Source organism: Streptomyces sp. PCS3-D2 (genome assembly GCF_000612545.2).
In the GTDB taxonomy this organism is placed as follows: Bacteria; Actinomycetota; Actinomycetes; order Streptomycetales; family Streptomycetaceae; genus Streptomyces.
The window spans coordinates 12,946-36,061 of record NZ_CP097800.1 but is presented as its reverse complement, the minus strand read 5'-3'; the positions used below and the strand labels follow the sequence as shown (position 1 = coordinate 36,061).

The 23,116-nt window shown below is 72.5% G+C and carries 12 protein-coding genes, 1 tRNA gene and 4 pseudogenes; 9 read left to right on the top strand and 8 right to left on the bottom strand.

From position 1 onward, the window contains the following. Window positions 1–178 precede the first annotated feature (178 nt). Both AW27_RS00145 and AW27_RS00140 read right to left on the bottom strand, forming a co-directional pair. Window positions 179–908 (bottom strand): annotated as a pseudogene (locus AW27_RS00145) (IS5 family transposase); the annotation flags it as partial. Between the two features lie 8 nt (window positions 909–916). Then, a pseudogene (locus AW27_RS00140) lies at window positions 917–1,330 on the bottom strand (transposase); the annotation flags it as partial. A gap of 355 nt (window positions 1,331–1,685) precedes the next feature. On the opposite strand from AW27_RS00140, the gene AW27_RS00135 reads away from it, so the two are divergent. Together AW27_RS00135 and AW27_RS00130 are read left to right on the top strand one after the other, a co-directional pair. Beyond that, window positions 1,686–2,780 (top strand): sugar ABC transporter substrate-binding protein, encoded by a 1,095-nt coding sequence (locus tag AW27_RS00135; RefSeq protein ID WP_037930441.1) that lies wholly within the window; start codon window positions 1,686–1,688, stop codon window positions 2,778–2,780. A 1,944-nt stretch (window positions 2,781–4,724) separates the two neighbouring features. After that, entirely contained in the window at window positions 4,725–6,893 is a 2,169-nt protein-coding gene (locus AW27_RS00130; RefSeq protein ID WP_063890664.1) for a PIG-L family deacetylase, read from the top strand. A 957-nt stretch (window positions 6,894–7,850) separates the two neighbouring features. Here AW27_RS00130 and AW27_RS00125 read toward each other — a convergent pair. After that, window positions 7,851–9,212: a glycoside hydrolase family 15 protein gene (locus AW27_RS00125; RefSeq protein ID WP_304949814.1), complete on the bottom strand. Its 1,362-nt coding sequence runs from the start codon at window positions 9,210–9,212 to the stop codon at window positions 7,851–7,853. Window positions 9,213–9,529: 317 nt separating this feature from the next. Between AW27_RS00125 and AW27_RS00120 the strand changes: the two genes are divergently transcribed. Then, window positions 9,530–11,116, top strand: a complete 1,587-nt coding sequence (locus AW27_RS00120) for a DUF6056 family protein (protein WP_052031376.1) — start codon at window positions 9,530–9,532, stop codon at window positions 11,114–11,116. 233 nt (window positions 11,117–11,349) lie between these two features. Here AW27_RS00120 and AW27_RS00115 read toward each other — a convergent pair whose 3' ends face one another. The 3 genes from AW27_RS00115 to AW27_RS00105 all read right to left on the bottom strand — a co-directional run bounded on the left by AW27_RS00115 (window position 11,350) and on the right by AW27_RS00105 (window position 13,714). Further along, entirely contained in the window at window positions 11,350–11,562 is a 213-nt protein-coding gene (locus AW27_RS00115; protein ID WP_037930439.1) for a hypothetical protein, read from the bottom strand. A 238-nt stretch (window positions 11,563–11,800) separates the two neighbouring features. Further along, window positions 11,801–12,283 (bottom strand): lamin tail domain-containing protein, encoded by a 483-nt coding sequence (locus AW27_RS00110; protein WP_037930434.1) that lies wholly within the window; start codon window positions 12,281–12,283, stop codon window positions 11,801–11,803. A 447-nt stretch (window positions 12,284–12,730) separates the two neighbouring features. Continuing rightward, window positions 12,731–13,714, bottom strand: a complete 984-nt coding sequence (locus AW27_RS00105; protein WP_037930513.1) for an MsnO8 family LLM class oxidoreductase — start codon at window positions 13,712–13,714, stop codon at window positions 12,731–12,733. Between the two features lie 312 nt (window positions 13,715–14,026). Here AW27_RS00105 and AW27_RS00100 point away from each other — a divergent pair, with 312 nt between their 5' ends. From AW27_RS00100 to AW27_RS00080, 5 genes are all read left to right on the top strand, one after another. Further along, entirely contained in the window at window positions 14,027–14,893 is an 867-nt protein-coding gene (locus AW27_RS00100) for a hypothetical protein (RefSeq protein ID WP_304949813.1), read from the top strand. A gap of 421 nt (window positions 14,894–15,314) precedes the next feature. After that, on the top strand, window positions 15,315–16,412 hold the full coding sequence (locus AW27_RS00095) for a hypothetical protein (RefSeq protein ID WP_304949812.1): 1,098 nt from the start codon (window positions 15,315–15,317) through the stop codon (window positions 16,410–16,412). Between the two features lie 1,265 nt (window positions 16,413–17,677). Beyond that, window positions 17,678–18,220 carry a hypothetical protein gene (locus AW27_RS00090; RefSeq protein ID WP_037930428.1) on the top strand — a complete coding sequence of 181 codons (543 nt, stop codon included), beginning with the start codon at window positions 17,678–17,680 and terminating at the stop codon, window positions 18,218–18,220. A gap of 755 nt (window positions 18,221–18,975) precedes the next feature. Continuing rightward, window positions 18,976–19,800, top strand: a complete 825-nt coding sequence (locus AW27_RS00085) for a MerR family transcriptional regulator (protein WP_037930422.1) — start codon at window positions 18,976–18,978, stop codon at window positions 19,798–19,800. 354 nt (window positions 19,801–20,154) lie between these two features. After that, a complete protein-coding gene (locus AW27_RS00080; protein WP_037930419.1) occupies window positions 20,155–20,586 on the top strand; it encodes a hypothetical protein in 432 nt (143 codons plus the stop codon). Between the two features lie 165 nt (window positions 20,587–20,751). Here the strand turns inward: AW27_RS00080 and AW27_RS00075 are convergent. Further along, window positions 20,752–20,826, bottom strand: a tRNA-Trp gene (locus tag AW27_RS00075). 502 nt (window positions 20,827–21,328) lie between these two features. Continuing rightward, window positions 21,329–21,595: pseudogene (locus AW27_RS00070) on the bottom strand (polysaccharide deacetylase family protein); the annotation flags it as partial. An 886-nt stretch (window positions 21,596–22,481) separates the two neighbouring features. Here AW27_RS00070 and AW27_RS00065 point away from each other — a divergent pair. Further along, a pseudogene (locus tag AW27_RS00065) lies at window positions 22,482–22,889 on the top strand (aggregation-promoting factor C-terminal-like domain-containing protein). Window positions 22,890–23,116 lie beyond the last annotated feature (227 nt).

The window sequence follows — 23,116 nt, the reverse complement described above, 5'->3', positions numbered from 1 at the left end:
TTGGCGGAGCTGTTGCGTTCTGGTTCACCGTCGCTCTTGCTGCAACTGTGGGTGGCGGTCGCCGCGGGTGGACCGCGGTCAAGCGCGCTTACCTCCTGGCTTTCGGCTGGGCCAGCTGGCTGTGATCGTCGGCGAGGGTACGCTCGACGCGAGCAGGCAGCATCGACGGCTCCGTCCGTCACAGCCATTCTCCGATCGCGGCGACAAGGACGGTGGCTTCGAAGCGGACGGCGAGCTTGTCGAGGCGGGTCGCGACCGCCCGGTGCCTTTTGAGGCGGTTGATGCCGCGCTCGACCGCATGGCGTTCGCGGTAGTCGACCGGGTCGAAGCGTGGCGGCCGGCCTCCGCGGGAGCCGAGCCTTCGACGGTTGCGCGCCTGGTCGGCCTTGTCCGGGATGGTGCAGCGGCTCCCGTGGCGGCGCAGGCAGGCGCGGTTCTTGCGGGAGGCGTACGCGTTGTCTGGCCCGCACCCGATTGGGGCGGACGCGTGGCCGGCCCGGCCCGATGTGGGGCACGCGGACCTGCTCCAGCACGGGTTCGAGCTGCGGCGAGTCGCCGCGCTGCCCGGCCGTGATCGCGATCGACATGGGCTTCTGGCCCTGCTCAACCGCCAGGCGCAGCTTGGTGGTGAACCCGCCGCGTGAGCGACCCAGTCCATGATCATCCAGCTCGGTGAACACACCGCCCGACGGTTCCTTCTGCAGGTCACCCCGCTTGCGGGCCCCGGCCGCATGCTGGTGGGCGCGGCAGGCCGTGGAGTCGACGCTCAGGTCCCACGTGATCTCCCCCTTCGCGTCGGCCAGGGACTGCAGCCGGGTCATGATCCGGTGCCAGGTGCCGCTCCGCTGCCACCGGCGGAACAGGCCGTAGATCCGGCTCCTCGGCCCGTACTCGACGGGCATCTCCCGTCACGGAGCGTGAGGCCGTGGGTGGACAGGGAGAGGGCCATCTCGTCCACGCCGGTCAGCTGGCTCTGCCGTTTCTTGACGATCTGCGGCTCGAAGCTGCCCGCCCGGTTCCTGGGGACGTCAGTCTCGACCGGACCGGCCTCGGTGGCCACGGTCTTCGAGCGAGTGCCGTTGCGTGTGTTGCCCGCCCCGGTCTTCTCGTGCTTCTCGTGCCCGAGGTGATCGGTGATCTCGCCCTCGCGAGCGGATTCGATGATCGTCTTCGTGAGTTGCTGCGACAGGCCACCTTGTCGGGTCAGCCTGATCCCGTCGGTTTTGGCCCGGTCCACCAGCTGGCTGATCAGCGGGTCGTCCAGAGCGTCCGGCGCCTCGGCGGGCTTCATTCCGTCCACGGCCTCAGCCGCGATCGTCACGTCTGTCATCAGGTGTCACTTCCCGTTCGAAGATCCACCGTTGACGGTACGGATCCTCGCGCGTCCTGCTCCGTCGGAACGGTTGGGGGTTTGGGGAGGTGTTGGGGGTTTTGCTGGAGTCGTCTGTGGGGTTTTCGTGTCGGGTGTCGACCGTTGATTGGCTCGGTTTCGTTCAGGAGTTGATGTCATGGTTGGGGTTGGGTGGTTTCGGTTGGGGGAGTGTGCTGATCGGGTGTGGTGGGGCGGTGTGGTGACAGCGTTGTCATCTCGTTAAGGGTTCACTTCTTGACGGCGGTGTGTGGGGGCGCGTTGACTGCGTCCACTTTGGCCGTAAGGACACGGCCCTGTTAGGGAGGCTCACCTCGTGAACGTGTATTTGGGGCGTGCCCCCGTTGCTTTGGCTGTCGCGGCGTTTGCTGTCACGCTTACCGCCTGCGGTACCACGGATGGCGCCGCTGATGCCGGGAGTAGTGATGCGGTCAGGATCGGTCTGCTGCTGCCCGAGAACGAGACTGCGCGGTACGAGAAGTTCGACAAGCCGCTGATGGAGAAGAAGGTTGCCCTGCTGACCCTCGGCAAGGGCAGGGTCTTCTACGCCAACGCGGCGGGGGATGCGGCCAGGCAGAGTGCCCAGGCCGACGAGATGATCAAGGACAAGGTCGACGTTCTGGTCATCGACGCGGTGGACTCCAAGGCGATCGCGGGCGCGGTGGTGAAGGCCAAGGAGGCCGGCATCGCCGTGGTCGCTTACGACCGCTTGGCCGAGGGCCCCATTGACGCGTATACGTCCTTCGATAACGAGGACGTCGGCCGCGTCCAGGGCAAGGCCCTGCTCGCGGCCCTGGGTGATCGGGCCAGGACCGGCAGGATCGTCATGATGAACGGCGCGGTCACCGACCCCAACGCTGCCAGCTTCAAGGCCGGTGCCCGCTCCGTCTTGGACGGCAAGGTCAACGTCGGTAAGGAGTACGACACCGTCGAGTGGAAGCCGGAGAACGCAGGTACCAACATGGCGGCCGCGCTTTCCGCGCTCGGCAAGGACAGGATCGTCGGTGTCTACTCCGCCAACGACGGCATGGCCGGCGGTATCATCACCGCCCTCAAGGCCGCCGGCGTGTCCCCGCTGCCCCCGGTCACCGGTCAGGACGCCGAACTCGCAGGCGTGCGGCGCATCGTGGCGGGCGAGCAGTACATGACTGTCTACAAGCCCTACGCCCGCGAGGCCGAGGCCGCCGCTGAACTCGCCGTCCTCCTCGCCCGGGGAGAGAAGATCGACGGGATCATCAACCAGGTGGTCAGCAGTCCGACCGCCAAGCGCATCCCGGCCGTCCTCATCCCCGGCACATCGGTGACCCGTGACAACATCCGCGCCACCGTGGTCCTCGACGGTGTCTACACCATCGACGAGATCTGCACCGACGCCCTCAAGGCCACCTGCGAGGAGATCGGCCTGAGGTAACACCCGCCCGCCCGTGGGAGGGACACGGGCAGGCGCACCCCGGCGGAGGAACCGGCGGCGGCACACGAGGCACACAGGCGACAGAACCCCACCGCCCACCCCGCACCACCCCCCGCGCCTCCGCACGCTTCGCGCACCCGTACTCCCCGTGTGTTCGTGCGGCTGGCAGGACCAACCCGCCAACCCGCCAACCCGCCAACCCGCCGGCCCGCCGGCGCCGTTCGGGCACGCGCCGCGCACCCGGCCCGGGCGGGCCCGGGTGGGTGTGTCGGGTGCTCCTGCCGGCCGGCGGTCCCTGCCCGCAGGTGGGGCCGGCCAAGCCGGCGTACGGCACCGCATCGCGGCGGTCGGGCAGGCCGCCCCGCCCCCGCCGCGTCTTCTGCCTCACCCCTGCCTCGTTTTCGGCTGCGCCTCCGCCTCGGCCTGGCTTCGGCCGTGCCCGCGGTCGCGGGGCCGGGGGTGCCGGCGCTGGTGAGGTGCCCTTGTCGTGGTCGATTCGTCGGCTGGGCCTGAGGCGTGGTGTCGTCCGCTGTCGGCCCGGGGGGTGGGGGGTGGGGGAGTGGGGCCGGTGCTGGCCTTGGCGTCTTGCGTCCAGCCTGGGCGTAGTGGCGCCGGGTTCCGTGGTGCGTGGTGTCGGTGGGATTGTCGGCTGTGTGTTCGTGTTGGCTCGGCCGTATGCCGTTTGTGGTGTCGGGGGTTTTGTGGTGTGCCGCCCGGTGTGGCAGGGGCCCGGGTGTGGTGGTTCCGGGCCGTTCTGCTCTGCCGGTCCCGGGCGTGGCCCCCGTCCGTCCGTGGGTCTCCGGCGTCGGCCCGTCGGCGTGTTGTCCGGCCGGACGGGGTGCCGGGACGTGCCCTGCTCGGTAGTAACCTCCGTACTGTCTCGGGTGTCGGGGCCGCTGGTTTCGGCGGGTGGGTCAGGGTGGTCGCTGGCGGAGTCGGCCTGCCTGCGTATCGGGTTTCCGTTGTGCCGGTGCGTCGCCACACCGCTCGGGGCGCTGCCGCGGTGGGCGGGGGGTGGGGTGCATCTGCTGCGGGCGGCGTCGGTGCGCCGAGACTGCTCGCGGCGCTCCCCGGCGTCGCCCACGGCCGCACCGGCGGGTATGCCGGTCGGGAGCTGCACGGCAGCGCGCCGGTCCGGCGGCACCGGCCACCAACCCCCCCCGCCCGTTTACCAGCCTCCTGCCCGTCCATCAGATCCCGTCCGTGCGCCGCGCCGAGCCGGGACGCGCCACGCCACGCGGCGCCGGGGTGATCGCCCCGCCCGGCCCTGGTCCCGGCCCCGGCCCTGGCCCTGGTCCCGGCCCTGGTTCTGGTCCTGGCCCTGGTTCTGGTTCTGGTTCGGGATCGGCGCTGTGATGCCCGCCGGCTGCCCTCGTACCGGCGGCCCTCGTACCGGCTGCCCTCGTACCGGCTGCCCTCGTACCGGCTGCCCCCGTGCCGGCTGCCCTCGTGCCGGCGGTCTCCGTACTGGCCGGTGTGAGCGACCTCACCGCCGCCCCGCGCGACCGCGTGCCTGCCCGTTCTCCGGCCGTCCGCCGGCCGGCGCACCCGTGAAGGAACCCGTACGGCCTGCCCCCGCCCGTTCCGCGGCGCTGTAGTCCCGCAGGGCCTGCGGCGACTGTTGAGAATCCCTCGGGAACTCACGGAAACCCGCACGCGCCCGGCAGCGGCACACCGGCCGGCCCGGAGCGACCCCCGGCGGTGACGCACGCCATGCCACCCCTCGCCGCACCCCCCACCCAACACCCCCAAATGCGGACATATAACTTATATATCGCATTCAACTGGTTTGTTTTCATATGCCTTATGAGGGTGTGTCAGTGGAAAACCTGCCGGGCATAATCGGCCCCGGTCGTCTCCGGAAGTGCTCGAGCCGTCGGGGCCCCGACCCCCTCCGCCCTTCGGCGCACCCCCGCACCGGACCGACCCCCAAGGCGCCCGCAGATGTCCCTGGCCAGCCGCACCCGCACCGCGGCCCTGCTCGCCGTGCTCACCGCCGGCGCCGCCGGGATCACCACCTGGGCCTACGGATACACCAGCACTCCCCGGCCCGCGGCCCCCCACACCCTCCAGCGCCCCAGTGTGACCCAGGGCACGGTCCTCCAGGTCGTCGCGCACCCCGACGACGATCTCTTCTTCATGAACCCCGACCTCAGCCGCTCCATATCCACCGGCGTCAAGGTCACCACCGTCTACCTGACCGCCGGCGAGTCCGACGGCAGGAACGAAGCCCACAGCCCCCACCTGCAGGACCCCACCCGCCCCGCTGACCGTGCCGCCTACGCCGAAGCCCGCCAGAACGGCATACGCGCCGCCTACGCCGAGATGGCCACCGGCCGCCGCACCAGCGCCTGGCAGCGCACCCTGGTACCCACCACCGGCGGCGGCAGCGCCGAGATCGACATCCTCCTGGACCGTCCCGAAGTCAACCTGGTGTGGATGCAGATGCGCGAAGCCCGCAGCATCTCCGGTGACAACCCCGACAGCCTGCGCGGCCTGTGGGACGGCACGATCCCCGCCCTCGGCTCCCAACTCGCCTCCGGCACCCCCGTCACCACCCCCTTCTCCTACACCAGGGAACAGGCCGTCCAGGCCATCGCGAACGTCTTCGCGCTCTACCGGCCCACCACCATCCGCACCCAGGACCCCACCCCCGGCCGCACCCGGCCCGCCGGCGCCTTCCTCGACCACCAGGACCACATGTACGGGGCCCGCTTCGTACAGGCCGCCACCGAACGCTACGCCGCCTCCACCGGCCGGCCGCACTTCTCCGTCCAGAACTATGTGAGCTACCCCAACAGCTCCCTGCCCCCCACCCTCGACGCGAAGGCCGCCGAGGAGAAACTCGGCTACCTCAAGACCTACGCCTGGAGCGACCACCAGGACTGGTGCGGCAGCCCCGCCGGCTGCGGCGACCGCAAGACCGCGACACGTCCCACCGGCGCCGGATGGAACCAGACCATCCGCTACAGCCGCGGCGAGAGCACCACCTGGATGACCGAAGGCACCCCCGGCCGGCTCTACGCCTTCGCCGCCCTGGACGGCCAGATGGCCTACTGGACCCGCCCCACCCCCGACGCCGACTGGCAGGGCCCCCGCTTCCTGCCCGCCACCGCACCCGGCACCACCATCGACCCCGGCGTGTCCACCACCCGCCTGCCCGACGGCCGCATCGCCGTCTTCGCCACCCGCACCACCCTGGGCAGCACCCCCCAGGACTACCGGCGCGAAGCCGTCTACGCCCTCCAAAACACCCCCGACACCGCCTTCGGCCCCTGGCACAGCCTCGCCACCCCCGACACCACCGCCGCTGCCGACATCATCGCCACCGGCGCACCGACCGCCACCGCGGACGCCACCGGCCGCATCACCGTCTACATGCGCGACTCCCGCCGCACCCTGCACACCCGCACCCAGCCCGCCCCCGACACCGCCTTCGGCCCCTGGCAGTCCCTGGGCGGCACCGGTCTGCAAGGCGACCCGGTCACCGCTACCGACAGCGCCGGACGCCGCCACGTGTACGCGGCCACCGACCGCACCGTCCTGGCCTGGACCCAACCCGCCCCCGGCGCCCCGCTCGCCGGACCCTTCCCCACCGGCCTGCCCGCCACCACCGGTGTCCTGTCCGCGACACCACACGACGACGGCATCCTCCTCACCTTCCGCCGCCCCTCCACCGGCACCGTCACCACCACCCTGGCCACCACCACCGGTGCCGCCCCCTCCTTCTCCCCACCCGCCGAAGCGGGCGCCGAAGGCGGCTACGGCGCCGTCGCCGCCGCCGGCCACCTCCTCGCCGGCCGCGCCGCCACCGGCACCGCCGCCGTCACCCTCCCCGGCCAAGCGCCCCTCTGGCCCGAGTCCCAGATGCTCTACACCGGCGCCCCGGCCGCCATGACCGCACCCGACGGCACCGGTCTGGCCGCCGCCCTCGGCCTGGACGCCGACCTGCACCTGACCACCACGCCCCCGCCCACCCCCACCCCCACCCCCACCCCCACCCCCACCCCCACCCCCACTCCCACTCCGGTCCCCGGCGGACCCGCACCGTCCGTGCCCTGGCACCGCGCCGTCACCCCCACCGCCGTCGCCCAGGCCGTCCGCCACGAATAACCACCCCGCGCGAGCGACGATGACCACCCCGGGCCACCCCGGCCGTCCTCGCCATTGCTGCCGTCCGAGGCGGCCCGCTCGACCACCTCGGGTCAGATCGCGGCGGCCGGCCTTCGCCCCCCACCTGCCCGGCCCGCCTCACCTGCCCTGCCCGCCTCACCTGCCCTGCCCGCCTCACCTGCCCGGCTTGCCCGGCCTTGGCCACCGGCGACCGGGGCCGCCGTGACCGCTTCCCGCACCACCCGCCTGCGCCCCACGCACGACGGTGCCCCTGCGCCGCCCCGCCCTCACCACCCTCCCCGCCACCGCCGCGGCCCGCACCGCCGCCTGCCCTGAGGACACCGTCCCGGCCCGGGAGTACCCGAGACTCTCCGGCCCCTGAACGACCTCTCCGCCGCCCCGCCCAGGGCCGCACCACCCCCGCCCCTCACCTGCCCCGCCCCCGGCCTCGACCGCCTCGCCGCCCCCCCGGCCCGGCGCGCCTGCACCGAAGCCCCTCGCCTCCCCTTGCCGTCCCCACTGGCCTGCCTCGCGGCCGAGAGCGGTACGCGGTACACCGGGCCAGAGCCCCGCGCCCGGCCGCCACCGCCCCGCCCAGACACAGAAGCAGCCGCAGGCGCGGCCCAGGACGCGGGCGCAGACGCCGTCCCGCCGGAAGCACCTCCGCCACCCCGCCCCGGAACAAGCACAAGCACCGTTCGGCCCCATCTCTCAGCCCCCAGTCCCAGCCCCCAGTCCCAGCCCCCAGCCCCCAGCCCCAGCCCCCAGCCCCAGCCCCAGCCCCAGTCCCAGCCCCAGCCCGAGCCGCAGCCGCAGGCGCAGCGGGTGGTGGCCGCCGCATAGGCGCCTGCGCTGCCGCCCCGCCCCGGGACGTGTCCGCCCCCGCCCCGCCAGACGTCCGCCCCGGGGAACCTCCACACCGCCCCCGACTGCCGGGGGGCCTGCGTGTCTGCTCTCCTACCGCTGCAGCGGAGGGGCCGCCATCCCGCCGGCTTCGAGCGCCACCAGCGACAGCAGCACGATCGATGCCGTCCACGCCAGTGGTGCCACCGACGCCGGCCGGCCCTCCTTGTCCACCTTTTCCGGCAGCTCTCCCAGCGCGTTCCGTTTCGACAGCACCCACTCCAGCACCGGCCCCGCCTTCGCCGGCCGGCCCTCCGCGGCCCACGCCAGCGCGAAGAACGCCGTACTGGGCGTCCACGCCACGGGCCCCCACGGAGCCCCCGGGTCATCACCCGGGGTCAGCCCCCCGTTGGGCAGCAGCAGCGCCCGATAGGTCGCATCCAGCGCCGCCGGCACACCCGCGGCCGCCGTATTGAACGGCGGCGCCATGAACGCCACCGCACTGTCACGCCCGTGCCGCCCGTCGACGGTCCGCTGATAGCCCAGCGGCAGGAACCGCTTCGCGATCCCCGCCGACAGTCGCCTCGCCGCCCGCGCCCACCGCACCGCATCCTGCGGCCGGCCCGCCTCCCGCGCCAGGTCCGCTGACGCGTTCAGCCCGGCCAGCAACGGAGCCGCCGTACCGATGTTCGCCGTGGCCGTCATCAACTCCCAGTAGTCCGCGGACGCCGGGGGCAGCCCGTCCGCCGCCAGTGAACCCGCCGCACGGTCGGCCGCCCTGACGATCATCGGATACAGGGCCATCAGCCGCTCCCGACGCCCCTGCGCCGGCGCCGCCCGATACCACTGCCACGCCGCCCACGGCACCCAGCCGTTGGCATCGAGCTGCCACCGCCGGCCGTCCGGCGGACCCGAACCGTCCAGCTTCGTACGCGCCTCCCAGCTGCCGTCCGCACGCTGGGTGGCGGCACTGTGCCGCAGGATCCGGAAGGCCTCCGCGTCATGCCCGGTGTGTGCGAACGCGGCACACGCGAAACTCGAATCCCGGGGCCACGCATACATCCAGCCCGGACTCCACCCCGCCGCCATCGCCCCGTTCGGCCGCAACAGCGCCCGCATCGCCAACAGTGCCCGCCCGGCCGCCGCCCGCTCGGCCGCGGACCTGCCCGGAATCCGCCCGGAGGCCAGCCAGGCCCGGCTCTGCCCGATCTGCCGCAACGCCCGCCCGTCCCCGGCCGCGACCACCACCGACGCCGACCGCCCCTCCGGCAGATACAACCACCGCCCCGACGCCAGCCGCAGCACATTACTGCCCTCCACATACCGGGCACCGGCGGCCCGCGCGGCCGAAACCCCCTCGGCGGCAGCCACATTGGACAGCACACCCACGGTGGGAGCCGTGAACCGCGACAGCGGCGCATGACCCCCCGCACCACACACCGGGAAAGCCGTACCCGCGAGCGCCGCCGCGACCACCGCCCAGCAGCCAAGGACACCGGGCACCGCCACTCCCTCCGCCACACCCACGCCCCGCACACCCACGCCCCGCACACCACGCCCCCGCACACCGGGCGCACCACCCCGCCCCTGCGGCCCATCCTCGAAGACCACCACCCGCCCCGCCACCACAACCCCGCCGCCCGGGTGAGCAGCCCGCACCCCACCCGCCCCGCCCGGATGCCGCACACGGCAAACCGTGCACATCATGGGTGTTCGCGGGCCGTGTGATCACCACAGCCGGCGGGGCGCACCGGCCGCCCCTCCCGAGGGGCCCCACTGCGAAGGGGAGGCCCATGAGCACCGTGGCGGCCGAGGACGAGGAAGAACACCTGCCCCCCTCCTCCCGCACCGGCCCAAGAACCCACTCCCACCCCCACCCGCTCCGACGCGTCGCCCTGCCCGCCGCCGCGACCCTCCTCGCCGCCGCCGGAGCCCTCGTCGCTGTCGGATGCTTCCTCGGCCTCTACACCCGCCCCGCCTCCGACGACTGGTGCGCCGCCTGGAAAACCCGCGACCTGGGCATCCTCGGTATCACCGCCGACTTCTACACCACCCAGAACGGCCGCATCACCAACGCCTTCCTCAGCGGCCTCCTCTACAGCGGCGGACCGGCCGGCACCAAAATCCTCCCCACCCTCATCACCGTCCTGCTCACCGCCGCCCTGGTCCTCCTCGGCCGCCGCCTCCTGCACGCCCTCGGCCGCACCCCACCCCTGCTGCTCCTGACCGCCTGCGCCCTGACCCTCCAGGCCCTCCTCTACTACGCGGGCACCCGCAGCTACCAGGTCCTGCTGTGGGCACCCGCCACCATCTCCCACACCCTGCCCGGCGTCATCGGCCTGTGGGCCCTCCTGCTGGCCCTGGCCACCATCAACCACCCCCGCCGCGCCGTCCGCACCGCCGGCCTCACCGGCGCCCTCCTCATCGGCTTCGCCCTCGGCACCCTCAGCGAACCCTTCGCCCTCGTCAGCGGCCTGACCGCCACCCTGACCGCCCTGCTGTGCCTGCCCCGCCTACGCCTGACCACCACCTGGCGCCCCGTCACCTGGTGCCTGTTGTGGTGCACCGGCCTCCTGTGCGGCCTCACCGTCCTCTACACCTCCCCCGGCGCCCGCTGGCGTCGCGCCCAACAGCCGGAGAAAGAACCACTGCTCTCCGCGAGCGGACTACGGGCCACCTACGAGGACTGGCTGCGCATGTGGGACACCGTCACCGGCCAGTGGGCCTACCTCGCCGCCGCGGCCGCCGGCCTCCTCCTGGGCCTGGCCGCCGCCACCCTCCGCACCCCCCGACCCCGCCCCTCACCCCCGCCCTCATCCCCGTCCTCATCCCCGCCCCTGATCCCGCCGCCGCCCGGGCGGGCGACACGGGCCGCCCTGCTCCTGCTCCCCCTGCCCGTGGTCATCCTGGGATCGTTCGCCGTCGCGGTCGGCCTGCGCAGCGGATACGGGCCCACCGGCTGGACGTACGCCCGTACCTGGACGAGCTACCTGCTACCCATGGAACTGGCCCTGTGCGGCTACGGAGTCCTGCTCGGCGCCTGGGCCGGCCCCCGCCTGGCCGCCCGCCGCCACCCCACCAGCCCCGGCACCCCGGCAGCCGCCGTCACCGCCGCGCTCTGCCTCACCCTGGCCCCCCTGGCCTCCCTCGTCCCCGCCCTCCAGCAACTCACCACCACCACGGTGGCCCGCTCCATCGCCTGGGACGCCCAGAACGCCCGCATCCGCACCGCCGCGGCACAAGGCGCCACGGACATCGGCTACCGCCCGCTGCCCATCGCCAGCCTCGCCGAACCCTTCTTCACCACCGCCTACAGCCGGGACTGGGTCGCCGCCTGTGTCTCCCGCTGGTACGGCATCGACCGCATCCACCGCCGCTGACCCCCCCCACCACACACACCAGCCCCCGCCCGGCCCGCTCGACGCACACCGGCCGGGCCCGGAGGGCAGACCACCCCCACCGCGGACTCCTCCCGCCGTCCGGCCCACACAGCCCCTCCAAGACACCGCCGGCGCCCCCTGCCCCTGCCGCGCACCACGAGCGGGTCCGGCAGCAGGCCCGCCCGCCCGGGACCGGCCCGCACCTCGCCGCGAGACCCGCCCCGGTGGCCGGGTCAGGCCTCGCGGTCCATCACCCGGCGGGCCGCCTCGGCCTCCGCCGCCGGCGGCGACAACTCGTCGAGGGTGTCGAGCTCGTCGTCCGAACCCAGCTCCTCCTCCCACGCGGCCGCCAGCCGCTCCTGCTCCTCGCGCGGCCTGCCCGCCACGGCCTCCCGCCGCAGCGGCTCCAAAGCCGCCAGGAAACGCCCGACCGCGTCCGCCGTCATGCCGTACTCCTACACATCGTGGGACAGGGGGAGAACGCGCCGCCCGCCGGGCCGCGCCCGGCCCAGCATCGCCAACCGGCCCCCCGCCACCAGCCCGACACGGCACGCCGCCACCCGAATGCACCCGCACCCACCCACCTGCGCACGACTGCGGGGTGCCACGGCCCGCCCGGCCGTGACACCCCGCCCCCGGGCGGCCGGCGGTCACCGTCCCCGTCGGGGCGACCGCCGACCGGGATCAGCCGCGGTGCTGGTGCCCGCGACGGCCCCAGGACTCGGTGTCGACGACACCGCCGCGGTGGTCGCGCAGAGTGGCGGTGTCGCGGTCGTCCCAGATCTGGCGGGTGCGGCCCTGGTAGAGGTCGTGGCGGCTGTCGCGGCCCCGTCCGGTGTGGACCTTGACGGCGGAGCGGCCCTCCAGACGGAAGTCGGGGAAGCGGTAGCGGTTGCCCTGCTGGTCGGTGAGGGTGTAGCCGCGGAGGTTGACGCCGCTCCGGCCGGTGTTCCTGATCTCGACCCATTCACGGTTCAGGGCGCGGTTGGAACGGTCGCCCCGAACCGGGTTGTCGTGGCTGACGTCGCCGATGACGAGGGCGGAGTGACGGCCGTGGTGGTCGCGGCGGTGGTCGTCCGCCGCGGCGGGCACGGCGGCGGCTCCGGCAAGGGTGCCGGCCGCCAGGACAACGGCGAGGACACGGCGGATGGCGGGGGAAGCGGACATGGAGGAAGAACCCCTTCGACGTCGACGAACGGCCCCGACCGGCACCAGCACACACGGACACGAATACGCATACGGGTGCTGCCGGTCTGGCCTGAAACAAATCCCGGCGCTGGCCGAGGAGTCACACTCTGGCCCCCGGCGCCCCCCGGACACCGCCCGCCCGACCCCCGTTTCCCAATCCGGATATGTCCGTAACCCTCCCTTGTATCGGGCAACCGTCAAGCCCCGATTGACGCCCCGAACACGACAGCTCGCCACCCGCCGTGACACGCCTGCGCAGCAGCCCCCCCACCGCCCAAGCCCCGGCACCCGCCACGACCCACACCCCTACGCCGAACGGGTGCACGGCCCTGTAACAGCCACCCCCGCCACTCCTTCGCACACGCCTACGGAAACGGTCCAGGCGTACGAGAAAACACCCCGCCACCCCCGCCCCGCCGACACGCCCTACGGCGCCGTCGCCCCCCAGTACTTCCTGACCAACTCATACGAACCGACCCGGTCACGCAGGTCGTAGACAGGCGTGGTCAGCATCAACTCGTCCGCCCCGGTCTCACCCGCCAGGTGCGCGAGCCGCTCCACCACCACCCCCGGCGCCCCGACCGCCTGCTGCGCACGGAAACCGTCCAGCGCCTGCCGCTCCTGCTCGGTGAACGGATGGACCGCCGCCTGCGCCGGCGTGGGGAACGGCACCTCGCTCAGCCCCTTCAACAGCCCGGCCTTGACGACGTTCATCGGACCCGCCCGCCACACCGCCTCCTCCTGCGTCGGCGCACACACCGTCTCCACACACAGCAGCACCCGGGGCCGCTCGCACCAGCGCGACGGGGTGAACGCCGCCCGGTAACCCTCCACGGCCGTAAGGGTGTTGTCCGGGCGAATGTGATGCGCGATCGCCACCGGCAGACCGAGCGCCGCGGCGAGAGAGGCCCCCGCGACACTGGAAGCCAGCAGCCACGGCTCCGGCAGCGGCCCGAGCGCGACCTCCTCCACCAGGAACGACAAGATCGCGGCCACGTCGTCGCGGTACTCCGCGTCCGACGCCGGCCCCGCCCCACGGCGAAGCGCCCGCGCGACACCCTCGTCGAACGTGCCCGGACCACGCCCGACACCCAGATCGATACGGTCCTCATGCAAGGCGGCCAGCGTCCCAAACTGTTCCGCCAGCATGATCGGCGCGTGGTTGGGGGCCAGCACCCCGCCCGAACCGAGACGGATCACCGAGGTCGAGGCAGCCGCGTGCGCCGTCAGCACGACCGGCGGGAACGCGCCGATCGCGGGGGAGTGGTGATGCTCCGCGTACCACAGACGGCGATAACCCAGCCGCTCCACCTCCTGAGCGAAAGCCGCGGTGTCCCGCAGGGTGTCCACGGCGCGGGTGCCCGTCTGCACCATCGCGACTTCCAACGCTGAAAGAGGTATGTCGAGCATCCCGTCAGCATAGGGATCACCCTCCCCGACAACGCCCCCGATGATCGTTTTCGCGCCACCCCGGACGGCCACACCCGTCGGCCGGATCCCCCAAGCTCTCCAAATAACCCGCATGCGAGAAAACGTCAAGCCCCGAATTATCGGAACATGACCGCCGCCACAGTGAATGGGCTTACTGGTTACGCGGCCCCACCGGAAAGCCAGAAAGTCGGAAAGCCGGAGAGGCCGTGGACGCGATGGAAGCAACCCCACATCGCGGAGGCCGCGAAATGACGGGCCCTTTCAGGGCCCAATTCCGATCAGGAGAAAACCATGAACCGTAAGTTCGAGACGTCCCAGCCCCGCCGCAAGCGCCGAGGTTTCCGCCTCGCGACCGCCGTGGCGGCCGCCGCCATCGCCGGCGGGATCCTCATCCCCTCGACCTCCGCGATGGCGGCCCCCACCACATCGGTGGAAAGCGTCGTCAGCCACAGCAAGCACGACCACAAGAAGCACGACGGCAACCACCACGGCAAGAAGAAGAAGCGCAACAAGGGCGGCAACACCCAGGGCGGTACGCAGGGTGGCGGTAACGGGAACACCCAGGGCGGTACGCAGGGTGGCGGTAACGGGAACACCCAGGGCGGTACGCAGGGTGGCGGTAACGGGAACACCCAGGGCGGTACGCAGGGTGGCGGCAATGGGAACACCCAGGGCGGTACGCAGGGTGGCGGCAATGGGAACACCCAGGGCGGTACGCAGGGTGGCGGTAATGGGAACACCCAGGGCGGTACGCAGGGTGGCGGTAATGGGAACACCCAGGGCGGTACGCAGGGTGGCGGTAATGGGAACACCCAGGGCGGTACGCAGGGTGGCGGTAATGGGAACACCCAGGGCGGTACGCAGGGTGGCGGTAATGGGAACACCCAGGGCGGTACGCAGGGTGGCGGTAATGGGAACACCCAGGGCGGTACGCAGGGTGGCGGTAATGGGAACACCCAGGGCGGTACGCAGGGTGGCGGTAATGGGAACACCCAGGGCGGTACGCAGGGTGGCGGTAATGGGAACACCCAGGGCGGTACGCAGGGTGGCGGTAATGGGAACACCCAGGGCGGTACGCAGGGTGGCGGTAATGGGAACACCCAGGGCGGTACGCAGGGTGGCGGTAATGGGAACACCCAGGGCGGTACGCAGGGCTGACCAAGCCAGCCGAAAGACGCACCACCTCGCAGAGGCTCTCTCTGCGAGGTGGTGCCGTCCCCTTCAGCCGTTGCCCGCCCCGACCCACGTCGGGGCGGGCAACGGCTGAACCCGTACCAGGCCCCGAAACCCAGCCCGACGGGCGAGGAAGCACCGCCGAGCGCGGCCCGGTCCACCCCGCAGCTGCCCCCAGGCACACCATGGGCCACCAGCCCCCACCGCCAGGCGCCACACGACCACCCACCCTCATACGAGATTGTCAAGCCCCGAATCTCCGTCGCTTTCTCCCCGCGCCCGAAAACGGCAATCTGGAGACAGATAAACCGATCGGCCAGTAAACGGAACCGAGGCACCTGGCAAGCCGAATCCCCGGCTCGCAGAAAAACTCGGAATCCGGGTCGACCATTCAAAGGAGATTTAAATGTCGAGGAAGAAGCGCGTCGCCAACATTGCCGGTCTGTCCTGTGTCACCGCGATACTCGCCGGAACGGCGGGAGTGACATTCGCTTCCCAGGCTTCCGCACTTTCGACCGCAGCCCCGGCGGCGGCGGTGTGCAGCCTGAAGAACGGCGAGATCCGCGGCAAGGGCTTCGCCCTCAAGCAGACCTACGACGTCAAGCGCAACGGGAAGACCATCGCCCGCGCCGCCACCGGACCGAAGGGCGACATCCGGGTCGAAATCACCGGCAGCGGTCCGGTCTCCGTAGGCACGGTCCGATGCACCCCGACCGGATCCGCCTCCACGAAGGCCGACATCGCAGTGGCAACAGCACGAGGCACAGCCGCAGCCCAGCAGGCAGCGCGAGGCGGAGCCTCCAAGGCGCAGGCAGCCGCCATCGGTCGAAAGGCAGCGGCTTCGGAAGCGAAGAAGCTCGGGCTGGCGCCCTCCGTGGTGAACCAGGTGACCAACAACGTAACGAACATCGTCAACAACACGATCATCGGCGGTTCGAACAACACCATTGGTGGCACCCAGATCGGTAATGGCAACACCCAGGGTGGTACGCAGGGCGCCGGTAATGGCAACACTCAGGGTGGAACCCAGGGTGGCGGCAATGGCAACACTCAGGGCGGTACGCAGGGTGGTGGCACCGGGAACACTCAGGGTGGAACCCAGGGTGGCGGCACCGGGAACACTCAGGGTGGAACCCAGGGTGGCGGCAATGGCAACACTCAGGGTGGTACGCAGGGTGGTGGCACCGGGAACACTCAGGGTGGTACGCAGGGTGGTGGCACCGGGAACACTCAGGGTGGTACGCAGGGTGGTGGCACCGGGAACACTCAGGGTGGTACGCAGGGTGGTGGCACCGGGAACACTCAGGGTGGTACGCAGGGTGGTGGCACCGGGAACACGCAGGGTGGTACGCAGGGTGGTGGCACCGGGAACACGCAGGGTGGAACCCAGGGTGGTGGCACCGGGAACACTCAGGGTGGAACCCAGGGTGGCGGTAACGGCAACACCCAGGGCGGAACCCAGGGTGGCGGTAACGGCAACACCCAGGGCGGAACCCAGGGCTGACCAGCAGACCAGCGGCCGGTGGTCGAGTGCGACTCCTCGCAGAGGCAACCTCTGCGAGGAGTCGCCGTATGTGCGGCGCGGGCTCAGGCACCGCCCGCGCCGGCGGGTGTCGGCCGGGCGGTGTCGGGTAGGTGCCTGGTGCGGGGTGCGGTCCTGGCCCTCATGGCTGCGACGGGGGCCGTACCTCGCCCGCTTCCCCTCCCGCCCACACCGCCAGTCCGCCTGTCCGGTTCGGGTACTCGACGCGGTGCCGGGTGCTACGCGGAGATCACTGAGGGGACCACAATGCGTGTCTCGTCGGCCCCGGAACCCGTGCTGCGCCTGCCGACCGGTTCCGAGAGCTCGTCCGGTGCGGGCGACGCCCTTGCGGGCAGCGCCGCAGTCGCGAGGCGGCCGGAGGCGAGAGCGCTGCCCCACACGCTGTGGTCGCAATCAGTGCGCCTCGGCGGCGAAGACCGGCAGCCGGCCGATCTCCAGCGCCCCGGGCGGGGGCCGCGGCGTCCCGTAGAGGGGGGCGGGGCCCGGTCGTCGCCGGCACCGGATCGGGGTAGAGCCTGCCGCCCGCAGCGCCGCGCTCCGGTCGGGACGACGGACCTCGCGGCCCGCGCCGGTGTCCGCTCGCGGTGATGGCCGGGGTCGCCTCCAGCGTCTTCGCCGAACCCGCAGACGGCCGTGTTGCCCGTACACCTCCGCGTACGGGCGCGGGGCGCAGGCCCGGTTCAGGACAGGACCATCGTCCGCACCCGCCGGGGGAATTGTGCGCCGCAGACGGTGCCCAGGAACGGCAGACGAGGCAGTCGGAGCGCTGCCCGCAGGCGGCCACGGAGCCGGCGCCGGCGCCCCGCCGGCCCGTTCCGTGGGCGTGCTGACTTCCCGGGAGTTTTCGCCCGCCCGCTCCGCCGCCCGAATCGCCCGCACCCGCCACGGCCGACAGGCCTCCCGGGCGCGTCCCGGGCGGACCCCGGGCCCACTTGTCCTGTCCCGTCCGGTCCCCGTCCCTTCCCCTCCCCTTCCTGCCCCTGTCCGGCGGACGGCCGGACGGGTACGCGCCATTGACAGGACCTGCGGGACGTGCGAAAAAGGCCGAAGACCCCAGGTCCGAGGCCGCGCGATGTCCGTTTCTCCGCTGCCCGGCGCCGCCACCGCAGACGCCGCCCGGGACGACAGTCCGCGGGGTCCACCCCGCCGCGATCGGCGCCACGTCGGTGCGACCGGCCGCGACCGACCCACCTGAAACACGACGATCGGACCCCGACTTGACCCTCATGCCCGGATCCCGCGTGCCCGGCCGGACCTGGACGGTCCGGCTCACCGGCCACGCCGATCACAGCGCCTCCGTCACCTGCAGCACCGAAGCCTGCCGGATGCCGCCCCGTTCGAAGGACACCGCGGCCCTGAAACGGTTCGCCGCCGAGCACGTCCGGGCCCACGCCCGGTTGGCGACCGTCCGGCCCAACGCCGCGTGCGCCTGCCGGGCCGCGCAGTGCGCCTTCCACGAGGCCCGCACCCAGTGCACCGGCTCCGCCCTCCTGGTCCTGGTCCACAACCCGGCCGTGGGACAGGTCTGGACGCTCGCCGAGATCTGCCAGTCCTGCGCGCCGCTCATCGCGCACACCGCCATCCTCGGCAGTGCCCGACCGCCGGCCCGCCAGGCCCCGCCCGCGGCCGCAGTCCCCACTCCGGCCACCGCACCGGCTGCGTCCCCCCTGCCCGTGGCAGGCGGGTTCTCCTCACCGCAGGCTGCCCCGGAGGCCCCTGCTGTCCGCCGCCGCCCGCGCCGTCCCATGCGCCCGCGCCGCACCGCCTGACCGCCCGACCGCCCGTGGCTGCGCCGGGTGTTCCCCGATGGCGGTCGTCGGCGACAGAGGCCAAGGCGGGGACGGCCCCCGCCGCACGGAGGGCGGCCAGCGCGGCAGGAGCGGCACCGCAAGCCCGCAAGCCCGCAAGTTCGGGAGCCGGACGGCCCGGCGGAAGCCGATCGGCTCGATCACGCCGACCTCGTGGCTCCCGTTGGGCCGTTCGCCCCCTTCCTCCTCGGGCGGAGTGACACGCACCTCCACCTCGAGGGTGATGCGCAGGACGGCAAGCCGGACGACGGGCTGGCCGATGTCCCGCAGCAGACCGCCGCCCCGGCGAGGCGGGTGTCCAGGCCGAGTTCCTCGGCGCGGCCGCGGCGGACGGACGCGCCCATGCCGTCGCGGAACACCGGAGCCGCGGCGCGGACCGGACCCTGACGGAGGAGAAGACGCGGGACAGGACGGGGGAGAAGGAGGGAAAAAGGGGGAGAGGAGGTGAGAGAAGGGGAGAGAAAGGGGGGTGCGGTTCCCCTCCTCGGACTGGAGGCCTCCGGCGGACTGCCCCCGATGGGCCGCGAAGCCCGCCGGAACCCCCTCGCCGGCCGCCTCAACTCGTCCCGGGCCGCCGCCCCGCGCCGCCCGGGGCCTGCTCGCCGTCGCGCACGCCGCCGCCCGCTACTGTCGGCGCACCCCTGCTGGGCGACCCCGGTGACTGCTGAGCCCGCCCGGTTGACCCTGACCCTGGGGGAGAGGGGAGCGTAGCGGCCATGGAGGAAGAAGCACTGCTCAGCATCGGCGCGTTCGCCCGCCGGGCGCGGCTGTCGCACAAGGCCCTGCGGCTGTACGACCGCCACGGCCTGCTGCCGCCCGACCACGTCGACGCCGTCACCGGATACCGGTACTACCGGGAGAGCCGGCTCGCCGCCGCCCGGCTGATCGTGCGGCTGCGCGGGCTGGACATGCCGCTGGCCGACGTCGGCGCGGTCCTGGCCGCCCCCGCCCCGGAGGCGGCCCGGCTGGTGGCCGAGTACTGGGACGGCGTCGAGCGCCGCCACGCGGCACAGCGCGAGCTGGCGGCGCACCTCCGTATCCACCTGCTCGGAGGCGAAGGGAGTACGGACATGTACGAGATCAAGGAGCGTGAGGTGCCGCAGCAGCTGGTCCTCACGGAACAGCGGCACATCACCCCGGAAGAGCTGCCCGACTGGATCCCCGCGGCCCTGGGCCGACTGGCTCAGGTGGCACACGCGCACGGTGGCTTCTTCGGCCACCCGTTCGTCATCTACCACGGGGAGGTCAATGAGGACAGCGACGGCCCCGTCGAGCTCTGCGTGCCGGTGGACCCGGCCCGCGCCGGCCTGCTCCCGGCGGCCTCCCGCACCGAACCGGCCCACACCCAGGCCTACACCCGCCTCACCAAGGCGCAGACGGCCTACCCGCAGATCCTCTCCGCCTACGACGCGGTCTACGCCTGGGCGCAGCGCGAGGCCCGCACCACGGCGGCTGCGCCCCGCGAGGTCTACTTCGCGGACTGGTCCGGGATCGGCCCGGCCGACCCGGCCTGCGACATCGCCGTCCCCCTGGCCGGCTGACCGCCCGGCCGCGGACCCTGGGCCGGGGCCGATCCACCGCGCTCCCGGCCCGCGTCCACCGACTCCTGCGGGAGGAGCCGGGCAGGCAGCGACGCCTCCCGGCCCGACTTCGGCCCCGTGCCACGCCCCGCGCCCACCGGTCCTGCTGTCCCGGCCCCCGTACCAGGGCAGCCGCAGGGGCGCCGCAGATGCCAGGCGCCAGGAGCCGCGCGGCCTGTCACGCGCCTGTGACAGTCGGCGGACAGCTCCATGAAGTCAGACAGCCAGCCTTTTCCATAAGAGAACAAACCAGACATTTCGCACCGAGTTCTCTGGATCCGACCCTCCCCCCACCTCTCATCTGGAGTCGTCCTCATGTTCCGCACCACCTCCCGAAAGCAGCGCTTCGCCCTGTACGCCGTCTCGGCCGCGATCGTCGGAGGGGGCGCACTGGTCCCCACCAGCGCTTTCGCCGCCCCGGCCGCGACCGGCGCGACCTCGGCCGCTGCCCACGCGAAGAGCGGTCACGAGAACAGCGGCAAGAAGGAGGCGTGGGAGAAGGGTCAGAACCACGACAAGCGCGATAAGCACGACAAGCGCGACAAGGGCGAGAAGAACCAGAAGCGTCACGGCAAGAAGGACAAGGTCCGCGACGTGGAGAACATGCCGGGCTGCAAGTTCTACCAGGGCAAGGTCTACTGCGAGCACCAGCCCGACAAGCCCGCCCCGACCCCCAAGCCGGACACCAAGCCGGACCCGGTGGTCGTGGGCAAGGACAACCCCGACAAGGTCCAGACCCCCGCGTAGACCCGCAGGCGCAGGCCCCGCAGGCGCAGGCCCTGCGGGGCGACCGGCAGGGCCGGGAATGTTCGGCGCGAACCGGTCCCCACGTCACCCTTCGGTCGCCGGTCCCTGCCGGCGGCCGAAGGGTGACGTGGGGACGGTCGCGAGGTGGCCGAGGGGCGGAGCGGACGGGGCCGACCGGATTCGAACCGGCGTCCTCACGGTTTTGGAGACCGCGCGCGACGACCTCTGCGCTACGCCCCCGCCCGCCCGGCATCCTAGAGGCGTCCTGCGTCCTGCGTCCTGCGTCCTGCACGCCGTGCGTGCACGGTGTGCAGTCAGTCGGCGGGCGGTGCGTGGCCAGCCAGTGCCGTGCGATCTCCTCCCGCGTGGCCATCCACGCCCCGCCCCGCTGCGCGACGTGTTTCAAGAACCCGTCGAGCGCGCGGATTCGCCCGGGCCGCCCGATGATTCGGCAGTGCATGCCGACGCTCATCATCCGCGGCCGGTCCGCGCCCTCGGCGCGGAGCGTCTCGAAGGTGTCGACCAGGTAGGCGAGCATGTCGTCCGCGGTGGTGAAGCCGTGGACGATCAGGAACTTGAAGTCGTTTGCGTCGAGGCTGTACGGCACCACCAGGTGCGGGCGCCGGCCGCCCGCCTCCACATAGAACGGCAGGTCGTCCGAGTAGTCGTCGCTGTCGTAGAGGAAGCCGCCCTCCCCGGCGACCAGGCGCCGTGTGTTCGCGCTGGTCCGGCCGGTGTACCAGCCCACCGGCCGGCGCCCGACGAGCCGCCCGATCGCCTCGGCCGTGCGTGCGATGTCGTCCCGCTCGACGTTCTCGGGCACGTGCCGGTAGTCGATCCAGCGCCAGCCGTGGCCCGCCACCTCCCAGCCCGCCGCCCCCATCGCGCGCGCCGCGTCGGGTTGCGTTCCAGGGCCTGTCCCACGGCGGTACACGGTCAGTGGCGCACGGTGCGCCGCCAGTGTGCGGTGGATGCGCCAGAAGCCGGCGCGCGAGCCGTAGGCGAACATCGACTCCACGTTCAGGTCGCGCCCGCCGGTCACGGGCGGCGCGCCTACGACTTCGTGGAGGTACCCCTCCGAGGTGCGGTCGCCCTCCAGGACGTTCTGCTCCCCGCCCTCCTCGTAGTTCAGTACGAGGCTGACGGCGACACGGGCGCCCCCGGGCCACGCCGCGCGCGGCGGCTCGGCCCCGTAGCCGGCGAGATCACGCCGCTGCTGCTCACGCTGCTGATCGGACACGGCCCGCACCCTACCGCCGGCCGCCCCCGCCCGCCGCGAACCCGCGCCGCACCTCGCGCACGGCCTGCCCTCCCGCGGTCCGCCGCGGTCCGCCGCGGTCCGCGGCGTGGTCTTCCGGGCGATCGCGGGCGGCTCGCCCCGGCGACCTCGACCCCCGGCGGGTCCAGACCCGGGCCCTCCGTGGGCGTGCTCCCGACTCCACGTGCCGGACCGCGTCGGACAGAAGGACAGCCCAAAACTGTTCATTTCCTTTGAATCCAGCGCAATACGGACATTTGCTCGGTTTCTCAAAGGGGTACATCCAGTGACAGACGGTGAGGTCCGGGCGTCCCGGGGGTGACCCGCCCCATAGGACTCACGTCACACACGAACCGCGATAGTAGACCCCGCACCCCTCCCGTAACCCCCTCATCCGGCTCCCACCTGCGCCCAACCCCGCCCCGCCCGGCACCGGTCCGCCGGTTCCCTGACTGCGAAGCCCCCTAGTAATGGCGGTCGTTGCCAGGGGGTCGGGGCGTCTGTAGAACTGGATGAGTCGCCGGGCGGCACGGGTCCTCACCCGCCGCCGGACGAACCCCTCTCCACCGCGTGAGTGGCTCACGCATGCCCCAGGCATGCCGCGGACCGCCCTTGTCCCCCTGTGGAAGGTATCTCCGTGTCCCACTCCGTCATCCGCCGCATCGCCGCCTCCAAGAAGGCCCTCGCGGGCAACCGTCGTCCGCCCTCGGTGTCGCCGGTTCCATGCTCGCCGCGGTTCCCGCCCAGGCGGCCCCGACGAGCGCCAAGGCGATCGCCCAGCAGATGATCAAGGACCCGGCGCAGTTCGCGGCCTTCAACAACATCGTTTCCCGCGAGAGCGGCTGGAACACACCGCCACCAACGCCTCCTCCGGCGCGTACGGCCTGGTCCAGGCCCTGCCGGCCTCGAAGATGGCCTCCGCGGGCGCCGACTGGAAGACCAACCCGGCCACCCAGATCAAGTGGGGCCTGAACTACATGAACGCGCGCTACGGCAGCCACCGTCGGCGCCTGGAACTTCTGGCAGACCCACCCACTGGTACTAAGCCGCCAGCGTGCAGGCCCACGCACAATCGAAGACGCCCGGCCGGGACCTTCCCGGCCGGGCGTCTTGCGTGTGTCCGGCGGGAGGTCCCAGCCGCGCGGACGGCGCCGTGCGCGGGTCACGGCCGCCGGGCCTACCGCGCGCGGTGGCCGGTGACCGCTGCCCGGCCCAGCGCGCGGGTCACGGTGACCCGGACGTCCTTGCCGGCGGTGAAGTCGCCCTCGACGG

Excerpts from the sequence above, each read along its gene's own strand:
- AW27_RS00130 (WP_063890664.1), top strand. The coding sequence starts at position 4,725 with ATGTCCCTGGCCAGCCGCACCCGCACCGCGGCCCTGCTCGCCGTGCTC.
- AW27_RS00120 (WP_052031376.1), top strand. The coding sequence starts at position 9,530 with ATGAGCACCGTGGCGGCCGAGGACGAGGAAGAACACCTGCCCCCCTCC.
- AW27_RS00115 (WP_037930439.1), bottom strand. The coding sequence starts at position 11,562 with ATGACGGCGGACGCGGTCGGGCGTTTCCTGGCGGCTTTGGAGCCGCTG.
- AW27_RS00110 (WP_037930434.1), bottom strand. The coding sequence starts at position 12,283 with ATGTCCGCTTCCCCCGCCATCCGCCGTGTCCTCGCCGTTGTCCTGGCG.
- AW27_RS00105 (WP_037930513.1), bottom strand. The coding sequence starts at position 13,714 with ATGCTCGACATACCTCTTTCAGCGTTGGAAGTCGCGATGGTGCAGACG.
- AW27_RS00100 (WP_304949813.1), top strand. The coding sequence starts at position 14,027 with ATGAACCGTAAGTTCGAGACGTCCCAGCCCCGCCGCAAGCGCCGAGGT.
- AW27_RS00095 (WP_304949812.1), top strand. The coding sequence starts at position 15,315 with ATGTCGAGGAAGAAGCGCGTCGCCAACATTGCCGGTCTGTCCTGTGTC.
- AW27_RS00090 (WP_037930428.1), top strand. The coding sequence starts at position 17,678 with ATGCCCGGATCCCGCGTGCCCGGCCGGACCTGGACGGTCCGGCTCACC.
- AW27_RS00085 (WP_037930422.1), top strand. The coding sequence starts at position 18,976 with ATGGAGGAAGAAGCACTGCTCAGCATCGGCGCGTTCGCCCGCCGGGCG.
- AW27_RS00080 (WP_037930419.1), top strand. The coding sequence starts at position 20,155 with ATGTTCCGCACCACCTCCCGAAAGCAGCGCTTCGCCCTGTACGCCGTC.